Genomic DNA, 19,675 nt, shown 5'->3' with positions numbered 1-19,675 from the left:
ATATGAATCAATCTTTGATCACACTGAAACAGACGTTGCAATCGCTGGGCTGGCGAGCTAGCAATATCCATGGACCAGGGAGAGCTTGCTGGACAGATCGTCACTGCCTTCGACGGCATGTCGGCGCAGCTTCGGTCCGCTGCGCGCTATGTCCTTGACAAGCCGTATGATGTCGCGCTGTTGTCCATGCGCGAGCAGGCCCGGCACGCAGGAGTGCAGCCGGCGACGATGACGCGGCTGGCCCAGCATCTCGGCCTTGATGGCTACGAGGCGGTACGCGATATCTACGCCGCCGCGATCCGGGACGGCGAAATCGGTTTCGCCGGCAAGGCGGGCCTTCAGGTGGCCAGCCAAAAGCTCAAGGGCGACCACGCGCTGGCGGCCGATATTCTGGATTCGATTTCCAGCCAGCTTGCCCATCTCGCCGAAAGCAGGTCGATCCACCGTCTGGTCGAGACGGCCAGGGCGCTGAGTGCGGCAAGGCGCGTCTATTGCCTCGGCCTGCGCTCGAGCCATGCGGTGGCCTGGCATCTGCATTACATCCTGTCGCTGATCGGCGAGAAGTCGGTGCTGTTGCACGGCATCGGCGGAACCGATGGCGACGCTCTGGCCCATGCGACCAAGGACGACGTGCTGATCGCCGCCAGCGTCCTGCCCTACACGCGCTTCACCATCGAGCTTGTCGAGTATGCTGCCGGCCGCGGCGTACCGGTCATTGCGATCACCGACAGCGGGGTAGCCCCCTTGGCGCTGCTTGCCGATCACCTGGTCGTCGTGCCGACCGGCAGCCCGTCCTTTTTCCACACCATGACGCCAGCTTTCATCGTTGCTGAGATCCTCGGTGCTCTTGTCGCAGGACAGGCAGGCGAGGGCGCCGTTGAATCGCTGCGACGCTTCGATGAGCAGGGCGCCGCCCTCAAGACCCACCTGAACCAGCGTGCGCCGAAGAAAATGCCCCTGAGGGACCGTCGATGACACACATTCTTCATCGAACCATCCACTCGACGCTGCCGGTCGCCGTTCGCGGCCAAGGCATCGAACTGTTCGACGCAGAGGGCAAGTCCTACATCGACGCATCGGGCGGCGCGGCCGTGTCCTGTCTCGGCCACGGCCATCCCGACGTGATTGCCGCGCTGCACGCCCAGCTTGACCGCATCGCCTACGCCCATACCAGCTTCTTCACCACCGAGGTGGCGGAGCGCTTGGCGGACCGGCTGGTCGAGGACGCGCCGAAAGGGTTGGACCACGTCTATCTGGTCAGCGGCGGCTCGGAGGCGGTCGAGGCCGCGCTCAAGATGGCCAGGCAATATTTTGTCGAGAAAGGCGAGCCGCAACGGCGCCATCTCATCGCACGCCGGCAGAGCTATCACGGCAATACGCTCGGCGCTCTCGCCACCGGCGGCAACGAATGGCGGCGCGCCCAGTTCAGGCCGTTGCTGATCGAGACCCACCATATCGACCCCTGTTACGCCTATCGCTATCAAAAGCATGGCGAAAGCGACGAAGCCTATGCGGCGCGCGCCGCCCAGCAGCTCGAAGACAAGATCCTCGAACTCGGCCCGGACGAGGTCATCGCCTTTGTCGCCGAGCCGGTGGTGGGTGCCACGCTCGGCGCGGTGCCGCCGGTCGCGGACTACTTCAAGCACATTCGCGCGATTTGCGACCGCTACGGCGTGCTGCTCATTCTCGACGAGGTGATGTGCGGCATGGGCCGTACCGGCACGCTGCATGCGTGCGAGCAGGACGGCATCGCTCCCGACCTGCTGACCATCGCCAAGGGACTCGGCGGTGGCTACCAGCCGATTGGCGCGGTGCTGCTCGGCCGGCATATATTCGATGCCTTTGCCCAAGGCTCGGGCTTCTTCCAGCATGGACATACCTATATGGGCCATCCAATGGCAGCGGCGGCCGGCCTTGCCGTGCAGGAGGTCATCCGGCGTGACGGTTTGCTCGACAACGTCAGCGCAATGGGCGCGCAGCTGGACGAACGCCTGCACCAACGCTTCGATAACCACCATCACGTCGGCGACATTCGCGGGCGGGGTCTATTCAGGGGAATCGAGCTGGTGGTTGATCGCGCCAGCAAGGAACCATTCGACCAGAGGCTTGAACTCAACGCCCGCATCAAGCGCGAAGCAATGGCCCGCGGCCTGATGATTTATGCGATGGCCGGGACGATTGATGGTGTGCGGGGCGTTCATGTGCTTGTGGCGCCGCCATTCATCATTTCCAAACAGGATATCGATCGGATCGTCGAACGGCTCGGTGAGGCGATCGACGCTGCGATCGCTTCAGCGGCCTGAGCCGCACGACGCGGACCGCCTCAACCAGTTCCAACGCGTCATCGGCGACGGGCCGGGACACCCACCAGAGAGGTAGCAACCATGTACAGTTCAATGAAAACCCTGATCGGCGCGGCGGCCTGCATGCTGCTGGCGCTGCCATCCGTCGGAGCCGAGCAGCGCTTCGTCACGGTCGGCACCGGCGGGGTCACCGGCGTCTACTACGCCGTCGGCGGCGCCATTTGCCGACTGATGAACAAGGACCGGCAGAAAACCGGCATCCGATGCTCGACGGAGTCGACCGGCGGTTCGGTCTTCAACGTCAACTCCATCCAGACGGGCGACCTCGATTTCGGCTTGACCCAATCGGACGTTCAGTACCAGGCCTATGAGGGGACCGGAAATTTCGACGGCAAGCCGTTCAAGGATCTGCGGGCCGTGTTCTCTGTCCATCCCGAGCCGTTTACCGTGCTGGCGCGGCCAGACGCCGGCGTCACCAAATTCGAGGACTTCAAAGGCAAACGCTTCAACGTCGGCAATCCCGGGTCAGGCACCCGCTCGTCCATGGAGGAGTTGCTCAAGCAGATGGGCTGGACGCTCGGCGATTTCTCGCTTGCCGCGGAGCTGAAGGCGGACGAGCAGGGCAGCGCGCTGTGCGACAACAAGATCGACGGTTTCTTCTATGGCGTTGGTCATCCTTCCGCGGCGATCCAGGATCCGACCACGGCCTGTGGTGCCAAACTCATCGCGCTGACCGGTCCGGCAGTGGACGCGCTGCTGGCAGCTCATCCGTACTATTCAGTCGCCACCATCAAGGGCGGCATGTACGCCAACAATCCGGACGACGTGACGACATTCGGCGTCCGCGCGACCGTGGTGACGAATGCCAGCACGCCCGATGAGGTGGTCTACGAACTGGTGAAGTCGGTCTTCGAAAATTTCGACGACTTCAAGAAACTGCATCCGGCTTTCGCCAATCTCGATCCCAAGGAGATGATCAAGACCGGTCTGTCGGCGCCAATGCATCCGGGCGCGGAGCGCTATTACAAGGAGAAGGGGTGGCTCTAGGCCTTCAATGCGAGGCGCCACAGGCGCCTCGCATTGCAAATAATTGTGGGGAACGATGACAGATCAAAGCCAGCGGGCGGCAGGGCCTGACCAACCCGTTATCGACATTGACAAGCTTAGCGAGATCGTCGCCGAGGCCGACACCGGTGGGCGCAAGCCGACCGGCCGCACCGCGAAGCTGATCCTCGGCGTATCGCTGGCATGGTCGCTGTTCCAGCTCTGGTATGCCTCGCCCCTTCCGTTCATGCTCAATTTTGGTGTCGTCAGCGACGGCATCGCCCGCTCCATCCATCTGGCCTTCGCCCTGTTTCTGGCGATGCTGACGTTTCCGGCCTTCAAGACCTCGTCGCGCAGCCGGGTGCCGCTGTCCGACTGGGTGCTAGGCATCGCCGGGGCGGCGTCCGCCCTCTATCTGTTGGTCTTTTACAGCGATATCGCCCATCGGCCGGGTCTTCCTACTACGGCTGACCTGGTCGTCTCGATCGCCGGCGTCCTCATCCTGCTCGAGGCCGCCCGTCGCGCCGTCGGGCCTGCCATCACCGTCATCGCGGCGAGCATGCTGATCTATATCTTTGCCGGGCCTCACCTACCTGGCCTGCTCGGCCATAAGGGCGCGACGTTATCGCGCGCAGCCTCGCAGATGTGGCTGACGTCGGAGGGGGTCTTCGGTGTTGCCCTCGGTGTGTCCACCAACGTCGTCTTCATGTTCGTTCTGTTCGGAACATTGCTGGAGCGCGCCGGCGCCGGCGGCTTTTTCATCCAGCTTGCCTTCTCGCTGCTCGGCAGATACCGCGGCGGTCCGGCCAAGGCCGGTGTCGTGGCTTCCGGCCTGACCGGCATGATTTCCGGGTCGTCGATCGCTAATGTCGTGACCACCGGAACCTTCACCATCCCGCTGATGCGCCGGGTCGGATATTCTGCGGTGAAGGCGGGCGCCATCGAATGCGCGGCCGGCGTCAATGGTCAGCTGATGCCTCCGGTGATGGGCGCCGCCGCGTTCTTGATCGCGGAATATGTCGGCATTTCCTATGCCGAGGTGGTCAAGCACGCCTTCTATCCGGCGCTGCTGACCTACGGCTCGTTGTTCTACATCGTCGATATCGAGGCGATGAAGACCGGGATGAAGGGCCTGCCGTCACGCAGCACGCACTCCGCATTTCAGGGCGCGCTGCGCGGGCTGATGGGCGTATGCGGTTTCATCATCCTCGCAGGGCTTGTCTATTACGGCATTGGCTGGACGAAGATCGTTTTCGGCACGGCCGCGACCTGGATGATCACTGCCGCGCTGATCGCCGTTTACATCGGCCTTGTCGCCTACCGGGCGCGTTATCCCGACCTGCCGCTGGAGGATCTGGAGGGCGAGATCGTCAGGATTCCCCACTTCGGCGAGACGGCACGCACCGGCCTGCATTTTCTGCTGCCTGTGATCCTGCTGATCTGGTGCCTGATGGTGGAGGAGTTGTCGCCCGGCCTGTCGGCATTCTGGGGCGCTGTCGCCCTTATGGCGCTGATCGTCACGCAGCGGCCGCTCACCGCCTTTTTCCGCAAGGACCGCGCGCTGGCGCAGCATTGGCTTCACGGTTTCGACGATCTGGTCGGTGGTCTGTCCGCCGCCGCACGCAACATGACGACGGTCGGCATTGCCACTGCGACGGCCGGCATCATCGTCGGCACGGTTCTGCTCACGGGCATCGGGCTGGTAATGACCGAGCTGGTCGAATTCATCTCGGGCGGCAGCTTCATCGTCATGCTTTTGTTCACCGCGGTGATCTGCATCATTCTCGGCATGGGCATGCCGACCACTGCAAGCTATGTCGTCGTCGCCACCTTGATGGCGCCGGTCATCGTCGATTTGGCGGCGCAGAACGATCTTGCCGTGCCGCTGGTCGCCGTCCACATGTTCGTTTTCTATTTCGGGCTGATGGCGGACGTGACGCCGCCAGTGGGCCTGGCGGCTTATGCAGCTGCGGCAATTTCCGGCGCCGATCCGGTGAAGACCGGCATTCAGGGCTTCAAGTACGAGATCCGTACCGGCCTGCTGCCGTTCATCTTCATCTTCAACACCGGACTGCTGATGATCGATCTCGAAGGTCCGTTCGATTTCGTCGCGATGGTGGTGACATCGACGCTGGCCATGGTCTCGTTTGTAGCAGCGACGCAGAATTGGATGCTCGTGCGCAACCGCTGGTACGAGACGATTGCGTTGCTTGTGGCCTGTTTCATCTTGTTCAGGCCGGGATTGTTGCTCGATCAGATGAGTGAACCGTATCGGGCAGTACCCGCCACCGAACTCAGCCGTATCGTCGACGAGACGGCCGAGGGAGGCGCGGTTCGCTTGCGCCTGACGACACTGAACCTCAACGGCGATGAGATATCGAAGCTGGTTCGGCTGCAGCTCGGGCCTGCAAATTCATCGGCCGAACGCCTGAAGGCTGCGGGCCTGGACGTCAGTGCGCTTGGCGATAGCGTGACGGTCGGCGTGGTGCGACTGGGCAGTCAGGCGGCCAAATTCGGCCTGCAGCCCGGCGACGAGATCAACCAGGTGCTAGTCCCTGCGGAACGGCCATCGCGCTATTGGTTTACCATCCCGGCCCTGTTGTTGGTCGGTCTCGTCTTCTGGGTTCAGAAGCGGCGAAGGAGGACAATCGCTCCGTAAGCGTCTTGTGAGCGGAAGAGTCTTGGCCAGCATGTCAGTAACAAGAGAACCAAACGGCGCCGCGGAACCGGCTAGCTTGGAAATGCGCTTGACGACGCACGACCGCCCCTTCGAACCGGTCGACTACGGGCTTTACGCGCTGACGGTCATTGCCTGGAGCGCATCGTGGTTCGCGATCGAACTTCAGGTCGGCAGCGGCGTGTCGAACGAGGTCAATCTGGTCTGGCGCTTCGCCATCGCCACGCTGCTGATGTTTGCCTGGGCGGGCTTTTCCGGTCGGCGGCTCCGCTTTCCGATCACCGATCATTTGCGCTTTGCTGTGCTCGGCATCCTCATCTTCTCGTCGAACTTCCTGTTTTTCTATTACGGCGCCGGCTATCTCGTCAGCGGCTTGCTCTCGGTCGTCTTCTCGCTCGCCTCGGTCATCAACATGCTGCTCGCTGCCTTGGTCGTCGGCGAGCGCCCGGCGCCGCGCATTCTCGCCGGCGGCCTCATCGGCTTCGCTGGCATAGCGCTGATGTTCTTTCCCGAAATCGCCGCCAACGGGCTTTCCGGCGGCACGTTGGTGGGCCTTCTTCTGTGCCTCTGTGGCACGCTGAGCTTCTGCGCCGGCAATCTCGTCTCCGTCGCAAACCAGCGCCGCGGCCTGCCGCTCGTTTCAACGAGCGCCTGGGGCATGCTTTATGGCACTCTGTGGTCGACGTTGCTGGCCTTCCTGCTTGGTGAGCCGTTCGTGTTCGCGACGACCGCCTCTTATATTGGCTCGCTGGTCTTCCTCGCCGTCATATCGACCGTCGTCGCTTTCGCCGCCTACCTGACGCTGCTCGGACGCATTGGCGGCGCCCGCGCCGGCTATGCGACCGTCATATTTCCCGTCTTTGCGCTTTTGATCTCCACGGCGCTGGAAGGCTATGCCTGGACCGCTTACGCGGTTGCCGGGCTCGCCCTCGTCGCCGCCGGGAACGTCCTGGTCATTCGCGGGGGACGGCGCTGACGCATGGAATGCTTGCGCAATGCCGCCGCGTTCCGGTTGTGCGGGCCGCGGTTCCATCGAGCTTGACTCTCCGCGTCCTCTGTCTAAGCTGCGGTCAATGGGTCAGACCAATGTACCAGGGTTGGCCCGGGAGGGAACTAAACGCACATGCCGATCCAGGCCGTTGAACCACGCCGGCTTTACCGACAGGTCGCCGATCAGCTCAGGCAGCTGATCGATGCCGGCGAGTTTTCCGTCGGCGACCGCCTGCCGACCGAGCGGGATCTGGCCGACCAGCTCGGAATTTCCCGCCCGACAGTCCGTGAAGCGCTGATAGCGCTGGAGGTCGAAGGCCGCATACGCATCCGCGTCGGCTCGGGTATCTACGTCACCGATCCGCCGAGCGCCGCCGCCTCCGAACCCGAAGTCGAGGAAGGCCCGTTCGAGCTGTTGCGCGCGCGCGAATTTGTCGAAGGCGCGATCGCCGCCGAAGCGGCCCTCCATGTCCGGCCTGCAGATATCGAACGGCTCGACGACGTGCTGCGACGGATGGAGGCCATGCGTCACCCCAACAAGATGACCATTGCGCTCGACCGGGAATTTCACACCGCTGTCGCCGGCATTCTCGAGAACGCGGTGCTGGTGCGCTTCATCGGCGAGCTTTTCGACCAGCGCATGAACCCGTACTTCGAACGCCTGTCGATCTATTTCGAGACCAGCGATTCCTGGCAGGTCGCGGCAAAGGAACATCGTGCTGTGCGCGATGCAATTGCCGCGCGCGACCCCGAGCGGGCCAAGGCCGCCATGCAGCAGCATCTGCGCCAGTCGCAAATCAGATTCTCACGCAATTTCGATGAGAGAGCCGCGGCCAAGGAGGTTGCGGAATAGCAGTTGGCCGGGGGGAGATCCGGCCGTCAAGTTCAACCAGGGAGGAATTAGATGCTGAGAAAATACGCAGTTCTGCTCGGTGCGATCGCCGCAATTGCCATACCCATGGCGTCGGCCTCGGCGGAAACGGTCCTGAAATGGGCGCATGTCTACGAGACGACGGAGCCCTTCCACACCGAATCCGTGTGGGCGGCCGACGAAATCAAGAAGCGCACCCAGGGCCGCTACGCCATCGACGTCTATCCGGCCTCGCAGCTTGGCAAGGAAGCAGACATCAACCAGGGCCTGATGCTCGGTACCGTCGATATCATCATTTCCGGATCGAGCTTCGCGGCGCGCGAATATCCACCGATCGGCGTCACCTATTTCCCATACACTTTCCGCGATGCCGACCATTTGCTGAAATACACCAAGAGCGACGTCTACAAGGCCCTGACCAAGGGCTATGAGGACAAGACCGGCAATCACATCGCCGCCACCACCTATTACGGGACGCGGCAGACCACCTCGAACCGTCCGATCGCCAAGTGCTCCGACATGCAGGGCCTGAAGATGCGGGTTCCCGACGTGCCGGCCTATCTGGCCATGCCGCGTGCCTGCGGCGCCAACACCGCGCCGATTGCCTTCGCCGAGGTGTATCTGGCCCTGCAGAACGGCACGGTCGAGGCCCAGGAGAATCCGCTGACCACCATCGAGGCGAAGAAATTCTACGAGGTGCAGAAGAACATCGTGCTCACTGGCCATATCGTCGATCATCTCAACACCATCATATCGGCGTCGCGCTGGGCCTCGCTTTCCGACGAAGACAAGAAGATCTTCACCGAGGTGATGCAGGAGGCTGCCGCCCGCGCCACGGCAAAGATCGTCGCCCGCGAAAAGGAACTGGTGCAGGTATTCAAGGACCGCGGCATCAGCGTAACCGATGTCGACCGTGCCGACTTCGAGAAGAATGTGCTGGAGAAGGTCACCTTCGAGGAGTTCGGCTACAACAAGGCCGATTGGGAAGCGATCCGCGCCATCAAGTAGGCCATCGGCAAATCGAATGCTTAATCAAGAGGATAGAGCGGCAATCGGATTTGCTGCTTTAACCTGCTCTTCGGTCCGGCTCCAAATTGCGCCGGACGGCCTTTTCAATCCTTGACGACCCACCAGCTTCGGGAGCCCGCGCCGATGGCCGAGGAACACCACATCGAGATCACCGTCGGAGAGATCGCGCACGCCTTCGAGGAGGTGCCGGTACACGTCGACCTGTCGGACCACGGCATCGAGGACTGGATCACGCTTGCCGTATTCTGGGGCATGGTCGTGTGTGTCTTCCTGCAGTTTTTCACCCGCTATGCGCTGAACAACAGCCTTGCGTGGACCGAGGAGATCGCCATCAACGCGCTCGTCGTCGTCGTTTTTCTGGGCGCCGCCATGTGCGTGCGCCTTTCGCGCCATATCCATGTCGACGTGCTTTACCACTATCTGCCGGAGCGCGTCGGCCGCTGGCTGGCGCTCGCCGTCGATGTTATCCGCATTGCATTCTTCGGCTACGGGTCCTGGCTGATGTGGCGCTACGTCACGATCGTGGCGCATGAGCGCATGGTCACCGTCAACCTGCCGCGGCGCTGGTTTTTCTACGCCGTACTGGCCGGGTTCGTGCTGATGCTACTGCGCTCGATCCAGGTCTTCATCGGCAATTACAGGCGCGGCTATTCGGTGCTCGAGCGTCCTGGCGCGTTCGAGACGGCGGGGGTCTGAGCGATGCTGCTTCTGGTCGGGGGCTTTCTTGTCCTGATGCTCATCGGCGTGCCGGTCGCCGTTTCGATGGCGGCCGCGTCGATCCTTTACCTCGTCATCTACGGCGTCGCGCCCGATATCATCGCGGCCCAGCGCATGATCGCCGGGGTGGAGAGCTTTCCGCTGCTCGCCGTTCCGTTCTTCATCCTGGCCGGCAACCTCATGAACATCGCCGGCGTGACCGGGCGCATCTATTCCTTCGCCCTTGCCCTGGTCGGCTGGATGAAAGGCGGCCTGGCGCAGGTCAACATCATCGGTTCGGTGATCTTTTCCGGCATGTCGGGCACCGCTCTCGCCGACGCCGCCGGCATCGGCACCATCGAGATCAAGGCGATGAAGGACCACGGCTATCCTATCGACGCCGCGGTCGGGGTTACCGCCGCTTCCGCCACGCTCGGGCCGATCTTTCCGCCCTCGCTGCCCTTCGTCATCTACGGCATGATGGCCAATGTCTCGATTGGCGCGCTGTTCATGGCCGGCATCCTGCCCGGCGTGGTCATGACCGTGCTGATGATGATCACGGTCGCCATCTTCGCCTACAGGCGCGGCTGGGGCTCCGACACATCCTTCGAGCTTCGGCGGCTGGCCGAAGCTGCGGGCGAGGTGCTGGTGGTGGCTGCCTTTCCGATTGGCTGCTATGTGCTGGTGCAGCTTGGCCTGTCGATCAATATCGCGGTCGGCATAGCGCTGCTGGTGCTGATCGTGGCGGACTGGTATTTCGATTTCTCCGCGGTCATGGCGCTGATGACGCCGGTTATCCTGATCGGCGGCATGACGATGGGCTGGTTCACGCCGACCGAGGCGGCGATGGCGGCTGTGATCTGGTCGCTTTTCCTCGGGCTGGTGCGCTACCGCACGATGACGCTGCGTTTGCTTGCCAAGGCCAGCTTTGACACGATCGAGACGACCGCCTCGGTGCTTTTCATCGTCACCGCCGCATCGATCTTCGCCTGGCTGCTCACCGTCAGCCAGGCAGCACAGCTGTTCTCGAACTTCATTTTCGCGCTCACCGAAAACAAGTGGGTCTTCCTGATCCTGGTCAACATCCTGATGCTGGTGGTCGGCTGCTTCCTCGATACGATCGCCGCGATCACGATTCTGGTGCCGATCCTGCTGCCGGTCGCCGCCGTCTACGGCATCAACCCTGTGCATTTCGGGCTGATCATGACGCTCAACCTGATGATCGGGCTTTTGCACCCGCCGCTCGGCATGGTGCTCTTTGTGTTGTCGCGCGTTGCCAAGCTCTCGGTTGAGCGCACCACCATGGCGATCCTGCCGTGGCTGGTGCCGCTTATCGTGGCGCTGCTTCTGATCACCTTCATACCCGCCATCACGCTTTGGCTGCCGACCGAGATGGGCTTGATCCGGTGAGTGGCCAGGCGATTGCCGCGACGCTGTTCGGCCCGCAGGACCTGCGCGTCGTGGAGCGTCCGCTTGAACCGCTGGCACCAGGTATGGTGCGGGTGCGCTTTGGGGCAGGGGGCATCTGCGGCTCCGACCTGCATTATTTCCGCCATGCCCGTACCGGCGACTTCGTCGTCACTTCGCCGCTTGTCCTCGGCCACGAAATCTCAGGCGAAATCGTCGAGATCAACGGCGCCGCGCCCGGCCTCGGCATCGGCGACCATGTCGCGGTCAATCCGTCGCGCTGGTGCGGGCGTTGCGCGCGATGCCTGGAAGGCCGCGCCAATCTCTGCGAGAACATCTATTTCATGGGCTCGGCATCGAAGACGCCGCATATGCAGGGCGGATTCGCCAGTCTGTTCGACGCCACGCCCGCGCAATGTTTCAAGGTTCCATCTGACGTGGCCTACCAGGCGGCCGCACTTGCCGAGCCGTTGGCGGTCAGTCTGCACGCCGTCGCGCGGGTGGGCGACGTCAGGGGCCGCAACGTCGTCCTGTTCGGTGCCGGCCCCATCGGTCTCTTGACCATGCTCGCGGCCAGGCTTGCCGGCTGCGCTGAACTGACCGTCGTCGATATCGCCGCCGCGCCGCTCGCCTTCGCCCGCCGGCTTGGCGCCGACAGGACGATCGACCTTTCCGGCGGCGACGCCGAACTCCAGGCGCTTGCTGCCGGGGATTCGCTTGATGTCGCGTTCGAGATTTCAGGCACTGCCGCCGGCCTTGCCGCGGCGATCGCCAGTGTCCGGCGCGGCGGCACGGTGGTCCAGGTCGGCAATCTTCCCGGTGGCCACATCCCGCTGCCTGCCAATGCAGTAATGGCCAAGGAGATCGACCTCAAAGGCACATTCCGCTTCGGCACGGAGTTCGGCCGGGCGGTCGATCTCATCGTGTCGGGGGAGGTGGACGTCCTGAAGCTGATGACAGCGGAGCGCACGCTTTCTTGCGCCACCGATGCCTTCCGACTTGCCGCCGACCGTTCACAGAGTGTCAAGGTCGTGCTGACCGCGGACTGAATCGTGGTTCTTGCCAGATCGTTAGCAGCCATAACTCATTGCGAACGGACGAAACTCAGAACGTGCTCGACGTATATGCTCCCACCCAGGTCTCCGGTTAAACTCGGGAGCAATACCCGGCAGCTTGCTGTCAAAATTGTTGGCAGCAAATCCGCTCGCGATTAAAGCCCCTTCGTCGCGAGATTTCGTTCAGTTCGGCCATTCCTCGTCCTGCCAATCGCGCGCTGCGTGGATCACCCGCAAAATTGAAATGCTTTCTCGGCCGCCCTTGGCGGTCACGGCATAAGCGATGATGTAGGGCAGGCGACTCATAGGCTTTTCATAGGTGCCGGATACACGGCCGGGCCGCCCGGTTGCCATTTCCCCAAGCGCGGCCCCTGCGTCCAGAATCCGGTCTGCTGCCAGGCGCGCAGCGCGCGGATTATCCTGCGAAATATAGGCGATCTGTTCCTTGATGTCGTCCAGCTCACCGCGAGACCACTGAACGGCTCGCGTCACACCTTGCGGCCCGTGCCGGCATCAATCGCGGCATAAATTTCTGCCATAGCCTTATCATGGGACACGATGCGCCCAGCTTCGACATCAGCAAGGCCGCGCTTGATACCTTCAATGATTTCAAGCTCGCGATCGACTTACGCTGCGACGGCTTCACCTGCGAGGAATGACTTGCTACGCCGGGTGTCGGTTTGCGATCCGGTCGAGCTTTTCCTTTACATCGGGACTGACGCGAATTGTCATAGTGGTGCTAGCGGCCATAGCGGTGTCCTGTGTTGATCGGTGTACACCTTAGCACAGAGCGCCGCGCTGGTTCATTATCCCCTGACCGCCGAGCCGACGATCGAATCCACAAAGAAGCGCTGCAGCAAGACGAAGAGCACCAGTGGCGGGAGCACGGCAAGCGTGGCGCCAGCCATCACCAGTCCCGTGTTTAGAGCGCCTCTGTTGTAGCTGAGCAGGCGACTAAGGCCGATGACGATCGGATATTCGTGTGCATTGCCCTGTAGAACGGTCAGCGGCCAGAGATAGCTATTCCAGTGATAGACGAAGGCAAACAGCGCCAGTGCCGCGATTGCCGGCGCCAGACTGAATCGAGGATGCGCAAAGTCCCTGTTTTTTGCGAGGCAATCGGCGCTTCACTGTGCAGGTACAAATAGAATGTGCGACCGTGCTGGCTTCCCAGCATCAGGATAGAGCATACGCCTGGAACCTTCATAGCCCGATGCCGCGCTTCTTTCCCAGGTTCCAATCCACGCCCCCCATATCCGAGCACACGACCCCGATGACTTGATTACCCAATCGCTTTTCGAGCGACGGCGACCAGGGCACGAGCTTGAATTCGAGTCCATTGTCGATCATCGCGAGCCGGCCTGAAGCCAGCGAGAAACGCCGCCGGTAAATCCCAGCCACATGATCGCCGTTGGCAGCCTTCGAGAACGAGAGGCCCGTCTGGGCGGCGAGGCGGGCACCGAGCGATTCCACCTCATGATCGTGTAAAGTATCGATCAGATTGCGCACAAGAATGACGCGCTGTCCCTCGCGCTTGGCCAGATCGCGGCTGACAAGGTGGTCGACCCGATCTTGCAGTGCCTGTCTTACGTCCCTACCAAAGCCGCCGTCACCGAATTCGGCAGGCTCGCGTGCAACGAGTTGGCGATCGAGCCAAGTCGCGCCGGAAGCATGGACCTGCTGTTCGATTGACAGGTCGGAGCGGACCGCGAGCGTGACCCGGCCACCGCCATTTGCACTCGCATCGCGGCACAACTCCACGACCGAGCCCGGGTCGGAGTCTCCGGCCGCATCAGGGTCATCGAAGCGAATGTGGTGCGTGCGTCCATCAATGCCATCGACGATGGCATAGGCCGCGCCGCGCCGTTCGTCATAAAGACCGCGTTCGAGCAGTCGGCCGATCACGGGCGCATCAATCCTTTCGGCGGCTAGCACATAGTCGGCCGTCCCTTTTTCTAGCCCATGCACAGTGAGGCTGCGGTGCATGCGCTTGATGATGTCGCCGCGTTCACCGAGGGCGCGCAAAGTGGGCTCGGCCTGTTCGACCACTATCCACTGGCCGGGACGGATCTCGTTCGCGAGGCCCAGGCTTTCCAGTTGCCGCAGCCGGCCGACTTTGAGCCCCAGGAACTCGTCGGGCCGGCGATCAGGATGTGGCGCGAGATCAATGATACCATGACGGTCGGCGTCACGAACAAGCTGGCGATCGAGCTGCGTCCAGCGCTCAGTGTCGACCTGGCGCTCGATGGCCCGGCGGATGTCGAGGTCCATGCGGAGCCCAAGCGTCTGGGTGAGAATGTCGCTCGCCCGATCGCGCATGCCCTGGCGGATGTAGTCCCGCGAGATGACAAGGCTCTCGCCATCGTCGGCAACGCCGCGAACGAGGATGTGAACGTGCGGATGTTCGGTGTTCCAGTGATCGACGGCTATCCAGTCGAGCCTCGTGCCGAGGTCGCGCGCCATGTCGGCCATCAGGTCACAAGCGAAGTTCTTGAGGTCGCCGAGCTCCATTGCATCGTCTGGCGAAACGATGAAACGGAAGTGATGCCGATCATCCTTGCAGCGGTCGCAGAAGGCGTCATGATCTGCATCTTTGGTGTCGGGACCGAACATCCTCGCCTTCTCACCATCACGTGTAACACCTTCGCGGCGAAGATATTTGAGATGGGTGGCGAGTGGCCCAGACCCTCTGAACTGCGGTACCACACGGGTCTTGACGACGGCGCCGCGTGACCGGTCAGAGATGAGGCGACTGGCGCGGATGCTCGCTGACCTGCCGCGGCCAAACGTTGAAGCTCGCGGGGAGGTGATCCGACCCTGGCGTGTAAGGTGACCGCCGGCGCGCTGTGTGGCCGCAAGAGCCTGGAAGATGAAGGGTCGTGCGCGCTGGCCGGCGCGGGAGCGGATGCGACCAGGGCGGACGCGAAAGCTATCGTCACGCTTCATGCTAGACGGCCACGAGGTGCGGTTTCCATTGAAACACTGAAAAATTGGGAATAGCGCACATCGCTGATTGTGCCAGCACATTGCGAAATGAGACGAAAATTGTAAGGAAAACAATCGGCCGAACCGAGCCGCACCTCGCGGCCCTTTATCCTGCCAATCTCTCTGTTCTCATCCACAGCCAACCCTTCCGCCGGAATTTCCGCGACGGAACAGGCCGGAATGCAATTGAGGAGGAACGTGGCGATCATTGCGATATGGCTAAAGAGGGCTGAGCGAATAGGCCGGAACCAGCGTGGTTCGATTGGAAATCGGTTTCACCCGGCTGTGGCTCGATCGCGGTCAGGTCCGCAACAGGATTGCCCATTGGCGACCGCATTGCAGACGAATGAATCGCCGCAAAGATCGTCTCGGCATAACCATTGCCATCCGATGCAGCGGCGTTCCGAATGTCATGGGGATGCGGAAAGATCGTTGCACGGAGTGAGCTGGCTCTGCCCCTTCCGTGCCGCGCGCGCCGCGGAGTGAGAACTGCACCATCGAGCAGCGGCGCAAGTTTCCTGACGTAGTCGACCGTCTCGCGTGGCAGCGGACGGCCGGTTAAGAGATGTTCCGTGTACCGACCAGGACCGGCATTGTAAGCGGCAAGAAAGCCGCTGCGCCCGAAGCTGTCGAGCATTTCGCGAAGATATGCTGCACCTGCAAGAATGTTGTCACGCGGTTGATACGGATCGTCACCGAGACGGTATTTGATGCGCAGTTCTTGCCACGTCGCCGGCATGATCTGCATCAAGCCCATTGCGCCCTTGCTTGAAAGCGCACGAACATCGCCGACGCTCTCAACATGCATGACGCCGCGCAGCAACTGCTCTGGAATGGCGAAGCGTTTTGACGCTTCCCGGATATGCCGCGACCACGGGCCAGCCGACAAGATCGTCGACTCGGAGTGCGCCGGCCGTTCACCAGCAGAGGAAGCCGCTGCACCAGTTTCGGGCGCCACGAAGCCGAGCATCACACATGCGGCAAACGTCGTCATGCCTCTGTGGGCTGCGTCCCGCAGACCGCAGAACCGATGCGCCGCCAGCCTGCGACGGTGTTCGCTTCCGTTAAGGGCAGGGGCTCGCCAATCGAACCGGCTTTGCCAAAATTGTGATGAAATCGGCGTCCGCAGCCACAAGCAAGTGTCCGGCCCCCTCTGGGCTGCCTCGCGGGCGGTCGGGTCGAAGGGTTTGACCGGCGCGCAATGGATCAAAAGGGTTGGCGAGAAAGATTCGTCGAAGGGCTCCAGAAGCATCTGTTCAGCCTCGCCCGTCGCGCTTCGATGATCGGTTCCAGTGCAGGCTCCAGACGCTGTTCTCTGCATCGGACCGAAACAGCTTGGCGCGGATCGGCTGCGTAAAGGACGGGTCGTCAATTGAGACGGAGAGGTAATCCCCAGCCTTGTCTCCGGCGCGGTCCCAAGCCGCACCGACCGCCATCCCTTCGCAATAGATCAGATGGTCGGGCGCGTTTTCGGTTTTGGATTTCTCGGCAGGCAGGATGGCAATCTTCGCCTCGATTGTTAGCGTGGAGAGATTGCCGAAGAAGCCGTCATCATTGCGCGTGAAGGTTCCGATCTGGGTCATTGCAGTGCTCCTTTCTGAGTGTTAGTGCGCGTCGAGCCGAGCCCTCACGGCTCGCTAGCGAGGGGATCGTTGGTGATATCCAGTACCGGAGTGGTGCGCTCCGTGGTCCAGACTGGAACCGCGCGGCCAACTATCGATGAGAGCGGGAGCGGGCCGAAATAGCGGCTGTCAAAACTGTCGGCTGCACCCGGGTTCATAAGGAAGACGTCGGCCTCGGCAACGTCGCGGCAGCCCTGCCAGATGGGCAGGGATCGACCACGACTGTCACGCTCGCGCGCATGTCCATACGTCTTGCCGTTGACGATGATCATTGTGCCTTGGCGACAGACGGTTGCGCCCCCGAGTGCCAAAACATGCTTGAGGAACGGCACATTTTTCGGCAGATAGCCGCGTCTTGCCATGAAGGCCGCCAATGGCTCGGGCGGCATGATGACGGCGATATTGGCAATACCGATTTTGTCGGCCGGCTGGACGCGATAGAGCCCGACGGGGATGCTCGCCGATGCGTTCCAGATGGACAGCGGCGGATGGCTAATCCATGCCGGCGCCGCGGCGAGCACTGCGCCGCCAACCATGGTGGCGATGATCTTTGTGCGTTTGCTCATGACTCGATCCCGGGGCGCAGCAGGAAAGCTTTACGACGCTTGCCGGTGTATGGACTCGGCTGCTCGCGTGCGGCTATCCGGCTGTGGACGTGCCGCCGTTGACGCGGCGACATGAAGGTCAGGATTTGCTGCTGTTTCGCCGCTACCAAGCGGCGCGGTTGCAATCTCCTGGCTTGCGCGTGGATGGTTTGCGACGCAGCCCAGACCAGGATGGCAGCGTTCCAAATCGTTCCCATGCCGTGCACACTTGCCGCCTCAACGCAGGTCGATTCTTCGCCCGCATGAGGGTGGATCGGTGTCAGGCGGCGGGATTTCACCAATAAGACGAGCTGCCGCGCCACGACGTCCCGCGTGCCGCGTGGAGGGAAGCCGGTTGAGGGGACATAAGACAGCGCAAATTGCTGCTGAACGGTCTCGCGATACTGCATTTTCGGTGCGCCACAGATCAGGAGCTGCGGTCGCGCCGGCCGACATAGGCGGGCGCGCGGGCTGCATGGGGTTTTGCCGGCGGAACATAGGTCGCGTTGGCATCGCTGGTGGAGGTGCGTGCGCCCAGCTCTATCCAGGCGTGCAGGTCGTTGATGTCGTAGAGAACGCGCCCGCCGACCTTCCGGTATTTTGGGCCGGTGCCGTAGGTCCGGTGCTTTTCGAGGGTGCGGACGCAGAGCCCGACGATGGGTGCTGCCTCCTTCGTGCGCAAATACTTTTGGGGCGCGTCCGCGGGACCCTTCGACATCGCTCGATCTCCATTCGGTTCTGCTGTCGTCCTGGCCTGCCGGGACGCGCGAAGTGGACCATGATCGAAATGAGGAAAGGCGAGGGAGGGCAAAGATTGGGGGGCGCGTTTTTGCTACCCCTTTGCTATCCCGAAGAAGGACTTCGGCGGCCGGACTTTTCGCTGCGGTTGTGGGGATAGAAGAGAAGATCGCGATAGCCGCCGGCGACTAAAAAAGCTGCACGGCGTAAGATAGCTCGGACCTTGTGGCGGAGATGATGATCACGCCAATCTCGCGGCACAATCGGCTCTTGCGAAAACAGCACCTCCGCGAGCTGACGATAGGTTGCACCCATGCGGTGACCATCATGTGCGCGCAAATTGAGGATATGCCTGGTCTTGGTCTGTTGCGGCAGCGCGCCGTAAGATGAACTTCCTGCCCGGCCGTTCAGTGCGCGCCAGAACCGGCGCGCTGCATCGAGCCGCGTCTCGAATGCAGCGTCGAGCGGCAGAAGGGTAGCGTTGAATTCACCGGCGCGGTCATCAGCGACGAGATGACTTTTCCCAATTAAGGTAGACCAAATAATGTGAAGGCCTTCGTCCTGCGGCCAAACGCTGGCTCCGGCAAGGCTGGAAGGTCGAACTGTTTGATGGGATGTAGATACCCGCATGACCCGGAGCACGCGCGGCGAGGCCTGTTCCGTCCAGATGATATTGTCAGCTTTCGGAAGTCCGGCACCGGCAGTTTTGAAATCGCGCGCCCCAACGGGCGGCGAGATCGGGCTGACCGGCAGGTTCTCCAGAACCAGCGAGTTGCGATGCAAGCTGGCTGCACTCTGCCACGAATTCGTCATTCCGGATCAGATACTCGGCAGCGAATTCCGTAGCCTGGTAGCTGCACATGTGTGCATACGCCGCCGGATCGGTCCAATCGCCTTGCACTGTTCCTGTCCTCTCCGCGTACCCGGATGTGAGGCGTCGGCGTCAACATTCCCGGCGGATAAGGAAGTTGAATAGTTGGAGAGTCGGCAAACCATTATGCCGACTCAGCAAAGTGGAGCGCCGGCCGCGTCAGTGCGGAGCGCCGCCAGCGAGAAGATATCGGTAGCCGCTGGTCGTCATCCATCGCGCGCGGGCAAGATGGGTTTCCCAGGACCGGTACGCTCGTTCCGGCTCCTGCTCCGGGTCTATATGCAAGACGATCCTGGCCACCTCTCGCCAATCGGCATCTTCCGCCGCCGCGTCAAGCAGGCGAATGTAGGTGAGCAGACGCTCCTCGTCATAGCCGGTCAGGACCGAGGCATCCGGCGCAATGTCGGCGACGTCAGGATCGAGCAGCGGTTTAAGCATGGTATTTGACCATATTTCGATCGCGATCTCGAAGGAGCCGTCCTTTAGATCGAGCACCAATCATAGCGAATAGGAACGATCATTCCTAGAACGATAGTTCCCTTTCTGGTCCCTAATCCGCCATGAATCTCAAGGAGATCATGGCGGCCAACATGCGTCGCCTGCGCCATGACCAGAACGTGACGCAGGAGGAACTGGCCGCCCGCTCTGGACTGAGCATGCGTTACGTCGGATCGATCGAGCGCGCTCGGGTCTCGGCCAGCATCAGTGTTCTTGGGAGGATCGCAACTGCGCTGAATGTGGACCCATGCGAGTTGATCAGAAAATCGGCACCGTGAGTTGACGCGGGAAACACCTCGAATTTT

The 19,675-nt window shown here is 61.9% G+C and carries 22 protein-coding genes and 1 pseudogene; 11 read left to right on the top strand and 12 right to left on the bottom strand.

Features of this window, described 5'->3' with window-relative positions:
• The first annotated feature begins 69 nt into the window (after nt 1-69).
• The 10 genes from NKI39_RS03100 (at nt 70) to NKI39_RS03055 (ending at nt 12,066) form a co-directional block, all read left to right on the top strand.
• On the top strand, nt 70-975 hold the full coding sequence (locus NKI39_RS03100) for a MurR/RpiR family transcriptional regulator (protein ID WP_352470560.1): 906 nt from the start codon (nt 70-72) through the stop codon (nt 973-975).
• Entirely contained in the window at nt 972-2,303 is a 1,332-nt protein-coding gene (locus NKI39_RS03095) for an aspartate aminotransferase family protein (protein WP_352830641.1), read from the top strand. Before NKI39_RS03100 ends, NKI39_RS03095 begins: the two co-directional genes overlap by 4 nt.
• 93 nt (nt 2,304-2,396) lie before the next feature.
• On the top strand, nt 2,397-3,350 hold the full coding sequence (locus tag NKI39_RS03090) for a TAXI family TRAP transporter solute-binding subunit (protein WP_352502597.1): 954 nt from the start codon (nt 2,397-2,399) through the stop codon (nt 3,348-3,350).
• A gap of 55 nt (nt 3,351-3,405) precedes the next feature.
• Nucleotides 3,406-6,006 (top strand): TRAP transporter permease, encoded by a 2,601-nt coding sequence (locus NKI39_RS03085; RefSeq protein ID WP_352540080.1) that lies wholly within the window; start codon nt 3,406-3,408, stop codon nt 6,004-6,006.
• Nucleotides 6,007-6,088: 82 nt separating this feature from the next.
• On the top strand, nt 6,089-7,000 hold the full coding sequence (locus tag NKI39_RS03080) for a DMT family transporter (protein WP_502898544.1): 912 nt from the start codon (nt 6,089-6,091) through the stop codon (nt 6,998-7,000).
• 147 nt (nt 7,001-7,147) lie between these two features.
• Nucleotides 7,148-7,867: a FadR/GntR family transcriptional regulator gene (locus tag NKI39_RS03075; protein WP_352452148.1), complete on the top strand. Its 720-nt coding sequence runs from the start codon at nt 7,148-7,150 to the stop codon at nt 7,865-7,867.
• Between the two features lie 51 nt (nt 7,868-7,918).
• Nucleotides 7,919-8,893 (top strand): sialic acid TRAP transporter substrate-binding protein SiaP, encoded by a 975-nt coding sequence (locus NKI39_RS03070; RefSeq protein WP_023717039.1) that lies wholly within the window; start codon nt 7,919-7,921, stop codon nt 8,891-8,893.
• A gap of 144 nt (nt 8,894-9,037) precedes the next feature.
• Nucleotides 9,038-9,610 (top strand): TRAP transporter small permease, encoded by a 573-nt coding sequence (locus NKI39_RS03065; protein WP_352470555.1) that lies wholly within the window; start codon nt 9,038-9,040, stop codon nt 9,608-9,610.
• Between the two features lie 3 nt (nt 9,611-9,613).
• A complete protein-coding gene (locus tag NKI39_RS03060) occupies nt 9,614-11,020 on the top strand; it encodes a TRAP transporter large permease (RefSeq protein ID WP_352455844.1) in 1,407 nt (468 codons plus the stop codon).
• Nucleotides 11,017-12,066: an L-idonate 5-dehydrogenase gene (locus tag NKI39_RS03055; protein WP_352470554.1), complete on the top strand. Its 1,050-nt coding sequence runs from the start codon at nt 11,017-11,019 to the stop codon at nt 12,064-12,066. Before NKI39_RS03060 ends, NKI39_RS03055 begins: the two co-directional genes overlap by 4 nt.
• A gap of 189 nt (nt 12,067-12,255) precedes the next feature.
• Here the strand turns inward: NKI39_RS03055 and NKI39_RS03050 are convergent, their stop codons facing one another.
• From NKI39_RS03050 to NKI39_RS02995, 12 genes and pseudogenes are all read right to left on the bottom strand, one after another.
• A complete protein-coding gene (locus NKI39_RS03050) occupies nt 12,256-12,564 on the bottom strand; it encodes a type II toxin-antitoxin system RelE/ParE family toxin (RefSeq protein WP_352470553.1) in 309 nt (102 codons plus the stop codon).
• A pseudogene (locus NKI39_RS03045) lies at nt 12,561-12,822 on the bottom strand (CopG family ribbon-helix-helix protein). Before NKI39_RS03045 ends, NKI39_RS03050 begins: the two are co-directional and overlap by 4 nt.
• Before the next feature lie 453 nt (nt 12,823-13,275).
• Complete coding sequence (locus NKI39_RS03040) at nt 13,276-15,018, bottom strand: relaxase/mobilization nuclease domain-containing protein (protein ID WP_352830638.1); 1,743 nt, start codon at nt 15,016-15,018, stop codon at nt 13,276-13,278.
• Nucleotides 15,015-15,266, bottom strand: coding sequence for a hypothetical protein (locus tag NKI39_RS03035; RefSeq protein WP_352470551.1), 252 nt, complete (start codon nt 15,264-15,266; stop codon nt 15,015-15,017). The genes NKI39_RS03040 and NKI39_RS03035 overlap by 4 nt, the downstream gene beginning before the upstream one ends.
• Nucleotides 15,263-16,309 carry a lytic transglycosylase domain-containing protein gene (locus tag NKI39_RS03030; RefSeq protein WP_352502579.1) on the bottom strand — a complete coding sequence of 349 codons (1,047 nt, stop codon included), beginning with the start codon at nt 16,307-16,309 and terminating at the stop codon, nt 15,263-15,265. Before NKI39_RS03030 ends, NKI39_RS03035 begins: the two co-directional genes overlap by 4 nt.
• Before the next feature lie 4 nt (nt 16,310-16,313).
• Nucleotides 16,314-16,640, bottom strand: coding sequence for a DUF736 domain-containing protein (locus tag NKI39_RS03025; protein WP_023674284.1), 327 nt, complete (start codon nt 16,638-16,640; stop codon nt 16,314-16,316).
• A 44-nt stretch (nt 16,641-16,684) separates the two neighbouring features.
• Complete coding sequence (locus tag NKI39_RS03020; RefSeq protein WP_352830636.1) at nt 16,685-17,245, bottom strand: S26 family signal peptidase; 561 nt, start codon at nt 17,243-17,245, stop codon at nt 16,685-16,687.
• Nucleotides 17,242-17,673, bottom strand: a complete 432-nt coding sequence (locus NKI39_RS03015; RefSeq protein ID WP_352470547.1) for a replication initiator protein A — start codon at nt 17,671-17,673, stop codon at nt 17,242-17,244. Before NKI39_RS03015 ends, NKI39_RS03020 begins: the two co-directional genes overlap by 4 nt.
• 17 nt (nt 17,674-17,690) lie before the next feature.
• On the bottom strand, nt 17,691-17,981 hold the full coding sequence (locus tag NKI39_RS03010; RefSeq protein WP_352502580.1) for a helix-turn-helix transcriptional regulator: 291 nt from the start codon (nt 17,979-17,981) through the stop codon (nt 17,691-17,693).
• A 125-nt stretch (nt 17,982-18,106) separates the two neighbouring features.
• Nucleotides 18,107-18,631, bottom strand: a complete 525-nt coding sequence (locus tag NKI39_RS03005) for a DUF2285 domain-containing protein (protein ID WP_352470697.1) — start codon at nt 18,629-18,631, stop codon at nt 18,107-18,109.
• A gap of 46 nt (nt 18,632-18,677) precedes the next feature.
• The gene (locus tag NKI39_RS03000; protein WP_352452199.1) at nt 18,678-18,863 is read right to left on the bottom strand and encodes a transcriptional regulator domain-containing protein; all 186 of its coding nucleotides are present in this window, start codon (nt 18,861-18,863) and stop codon (nt 18,678-18,680) included.
• Nucleotides 18,864-19,031: 168 nt separating this feature from the next.
• Nucleotides 19,032-19,310 carry a DNA -binding domain-containing protein gene (locus tag NKI39_RS02995; RefSeq protein ID WP_352612552.1) on the bottom strand — a complete coding sequence of 93 codons (279 nt, stop codon included), beginning with the start codon at nt 19,308-19,310 and terminating at the stop codon, nt 19,032-19,034.
• Nucleotides 19,311-19,432: 122 nt separating this feature from the next.
• Here NKI39_RS02995 and NKI39_RS02990 point away from each other — a divergent pair, with 122 nt between their 5' ends.
• A complete protein-coding gene (locus NKI39_RS02990) occupies nt 19,433-19,648 on the top strand; it encodes a helix-turn-helix domain-containing protein (RefSeq protein WP_023674290.1) in 216 nt (71 codons plus the stop codon).
• Nucleotides 19,649-19,675 lie beyond the last annotated feature (27 nt).

It is taken from the genome of Mesorhizobium sp. M0664 (genome assembly GCF_040320565.1).
Lineage (GTDB): Bacteria > Pseudomonadota > Alphaproteobacteria > Rhizobiales > Rhizobiaceae > Mesorhizobium.
This window is presented reverse-complemented; position numbering and strand designations above follow the sequence as displayed.

Excerpts from the sequence above, each read along its gene's own strand:
- NKI39_RS03095 (WP_352830641.1), top strand. The coding sequence starts at position 972 with ATGACACACATTCTTCATCGAACCATCCACTCGACGCTGCCGGTCGCC.
- NKI39_RS02990 (WP_023674290.1), top strand. The coding sequence starts at position 19,433 with ATGAATCTCAAGGAGATCATGGCGGCCAACATGCGTCGCCTGCGCCAT.
- NKI39_RS03065 (WP_352470555.1), top strand. The coding sequence starts at position 9,038 with ATGGCCGAGGAACACCACATCGAGATCACCGTCGGAGAGATCGCGCAC.
- NKI39_RS02995 (WP_352612552.1), bottom strand. The coding sequence starts at position 19,310 with ATGCTTAAACCGCTGCTCGATCCTGACGTCGCCGACATTGCGCCGGAT.
- NKI39_RS03060 (WP_352455844.1), top strand. The coding sequence starts at position 9,614 with ATGCTGCTTCTGGTCGGGGGCTTTCTTGTCCTGATGCTCATCGGCGTG.
- NKI39_RS03080 (WP_502898544.1), top strand. The coding sequence starts at position 6,089 with ATGCGCTTGACGACGCACGACCGCCCCTTCGAACCGGTCGACTACGGG.
- NKI39_RS03000 (WP_352452199.1), bottom strand. The coding sequence starts at position 18,863 with ATGTGCAGCTACCAGGCTACGGAATTCGCTGCCGAGTATCTGATCCGG.
- NKI39_RS03015 (WP_352470547.1), bottom strand. The coding sequence starts at position 17,673 with ATGCAGTATCGCGAGACCGTTCAGCAGCAATTTGCGCTGTCTTATGTC.
- NKI39_RS03025 (WP_023674284.1), bottom strand. The coding sequence starts at position 16,640 with ATGACCCAGATCGGAACCTTCACGCGCAATGATGACGGCTTCTTCGGC.
- NKI39_RS03075 (WP_352452148.1), top strand. The coding sequence starts at position 7,148 with ATGCCGATCCAGGCCGTTGAACCACGCCGGCTTTACCGACAGGTCGCC.
- NKI39_RS03010 (WP_352502580.1), bottom strand. The coding sequence starts at position 17,981 with ATGTCGAAGGGTCCCGCGGACGCGCCCCAAAAGTATTTGCGCACGAAG.
- NKI39_RS03085 (WP_352540080.1), top strand. The coding sequence starts at position 3,406 with ATGACAGATCAAAGCCAGCGGGCGGCAGGGCCTGACCAACCCGTTATC.
- NKI39_RS03090 (WP_352502597.1), top strand. The coding sequence starts at position 2,397 with ATGAAAACCCTGATCGGCGCGGCGGCCTGCATGCTGCTGGCGCTGCCA.
- NKI39_RS03005 (WP_352470697.1), bottom strand. The coding sequence starts at position 18,631 with ATGCGGGTATCTACATCCCATCAAACAGTTCGACCTTCCAGCCTTGCC.
- NKI39_RS03030 (WP_352502579.1), bottom strand. The coding sequence starts at position 16,309 with ATGCTTCTGGAGCCCTTCGACGAATCTTTCTCGCCAACCCTTTTGATC.
- NKI39_RS03070 (WP_023717039.1), top strand. The coding sequence starts at position 7,919 with ATGCTGAGAAAATACGCAGTTCTGCTCGGTGCGATCGCCGCAATTGCC.
- NKI39_RS03100 (WP_352470560.1), top strand. The coding sequence starts at position 70 with ATGGACCAGGGAGAGCTTGCTGGACAGATCGTCACTGCCTTCGACGGC.
- NKI39_RS03035 (WP_352470551.1), bottom strand. The coding sequence starts at position 15,266 with ATGATCGCCACGTTCCTCCTCAATTGCATTCCGGCCTGTTCCGTCGCG.
- NKI39_RS03020 (WP_352830636.1), bottom strand. The coding sequence starts at position 17,245 with ATGAGCAAACGCACAAAGATCATCGCCACCATGGTTGGCGGCGCAGTG.
- NKI39_RS03040 (WP_352830638.1), bottom strand. The coding sequence starts at position 15,018 with ATGAAGCGTGACGATAGCTTTCGCGTCCGCCCTGGTCGCATCCGCTCC.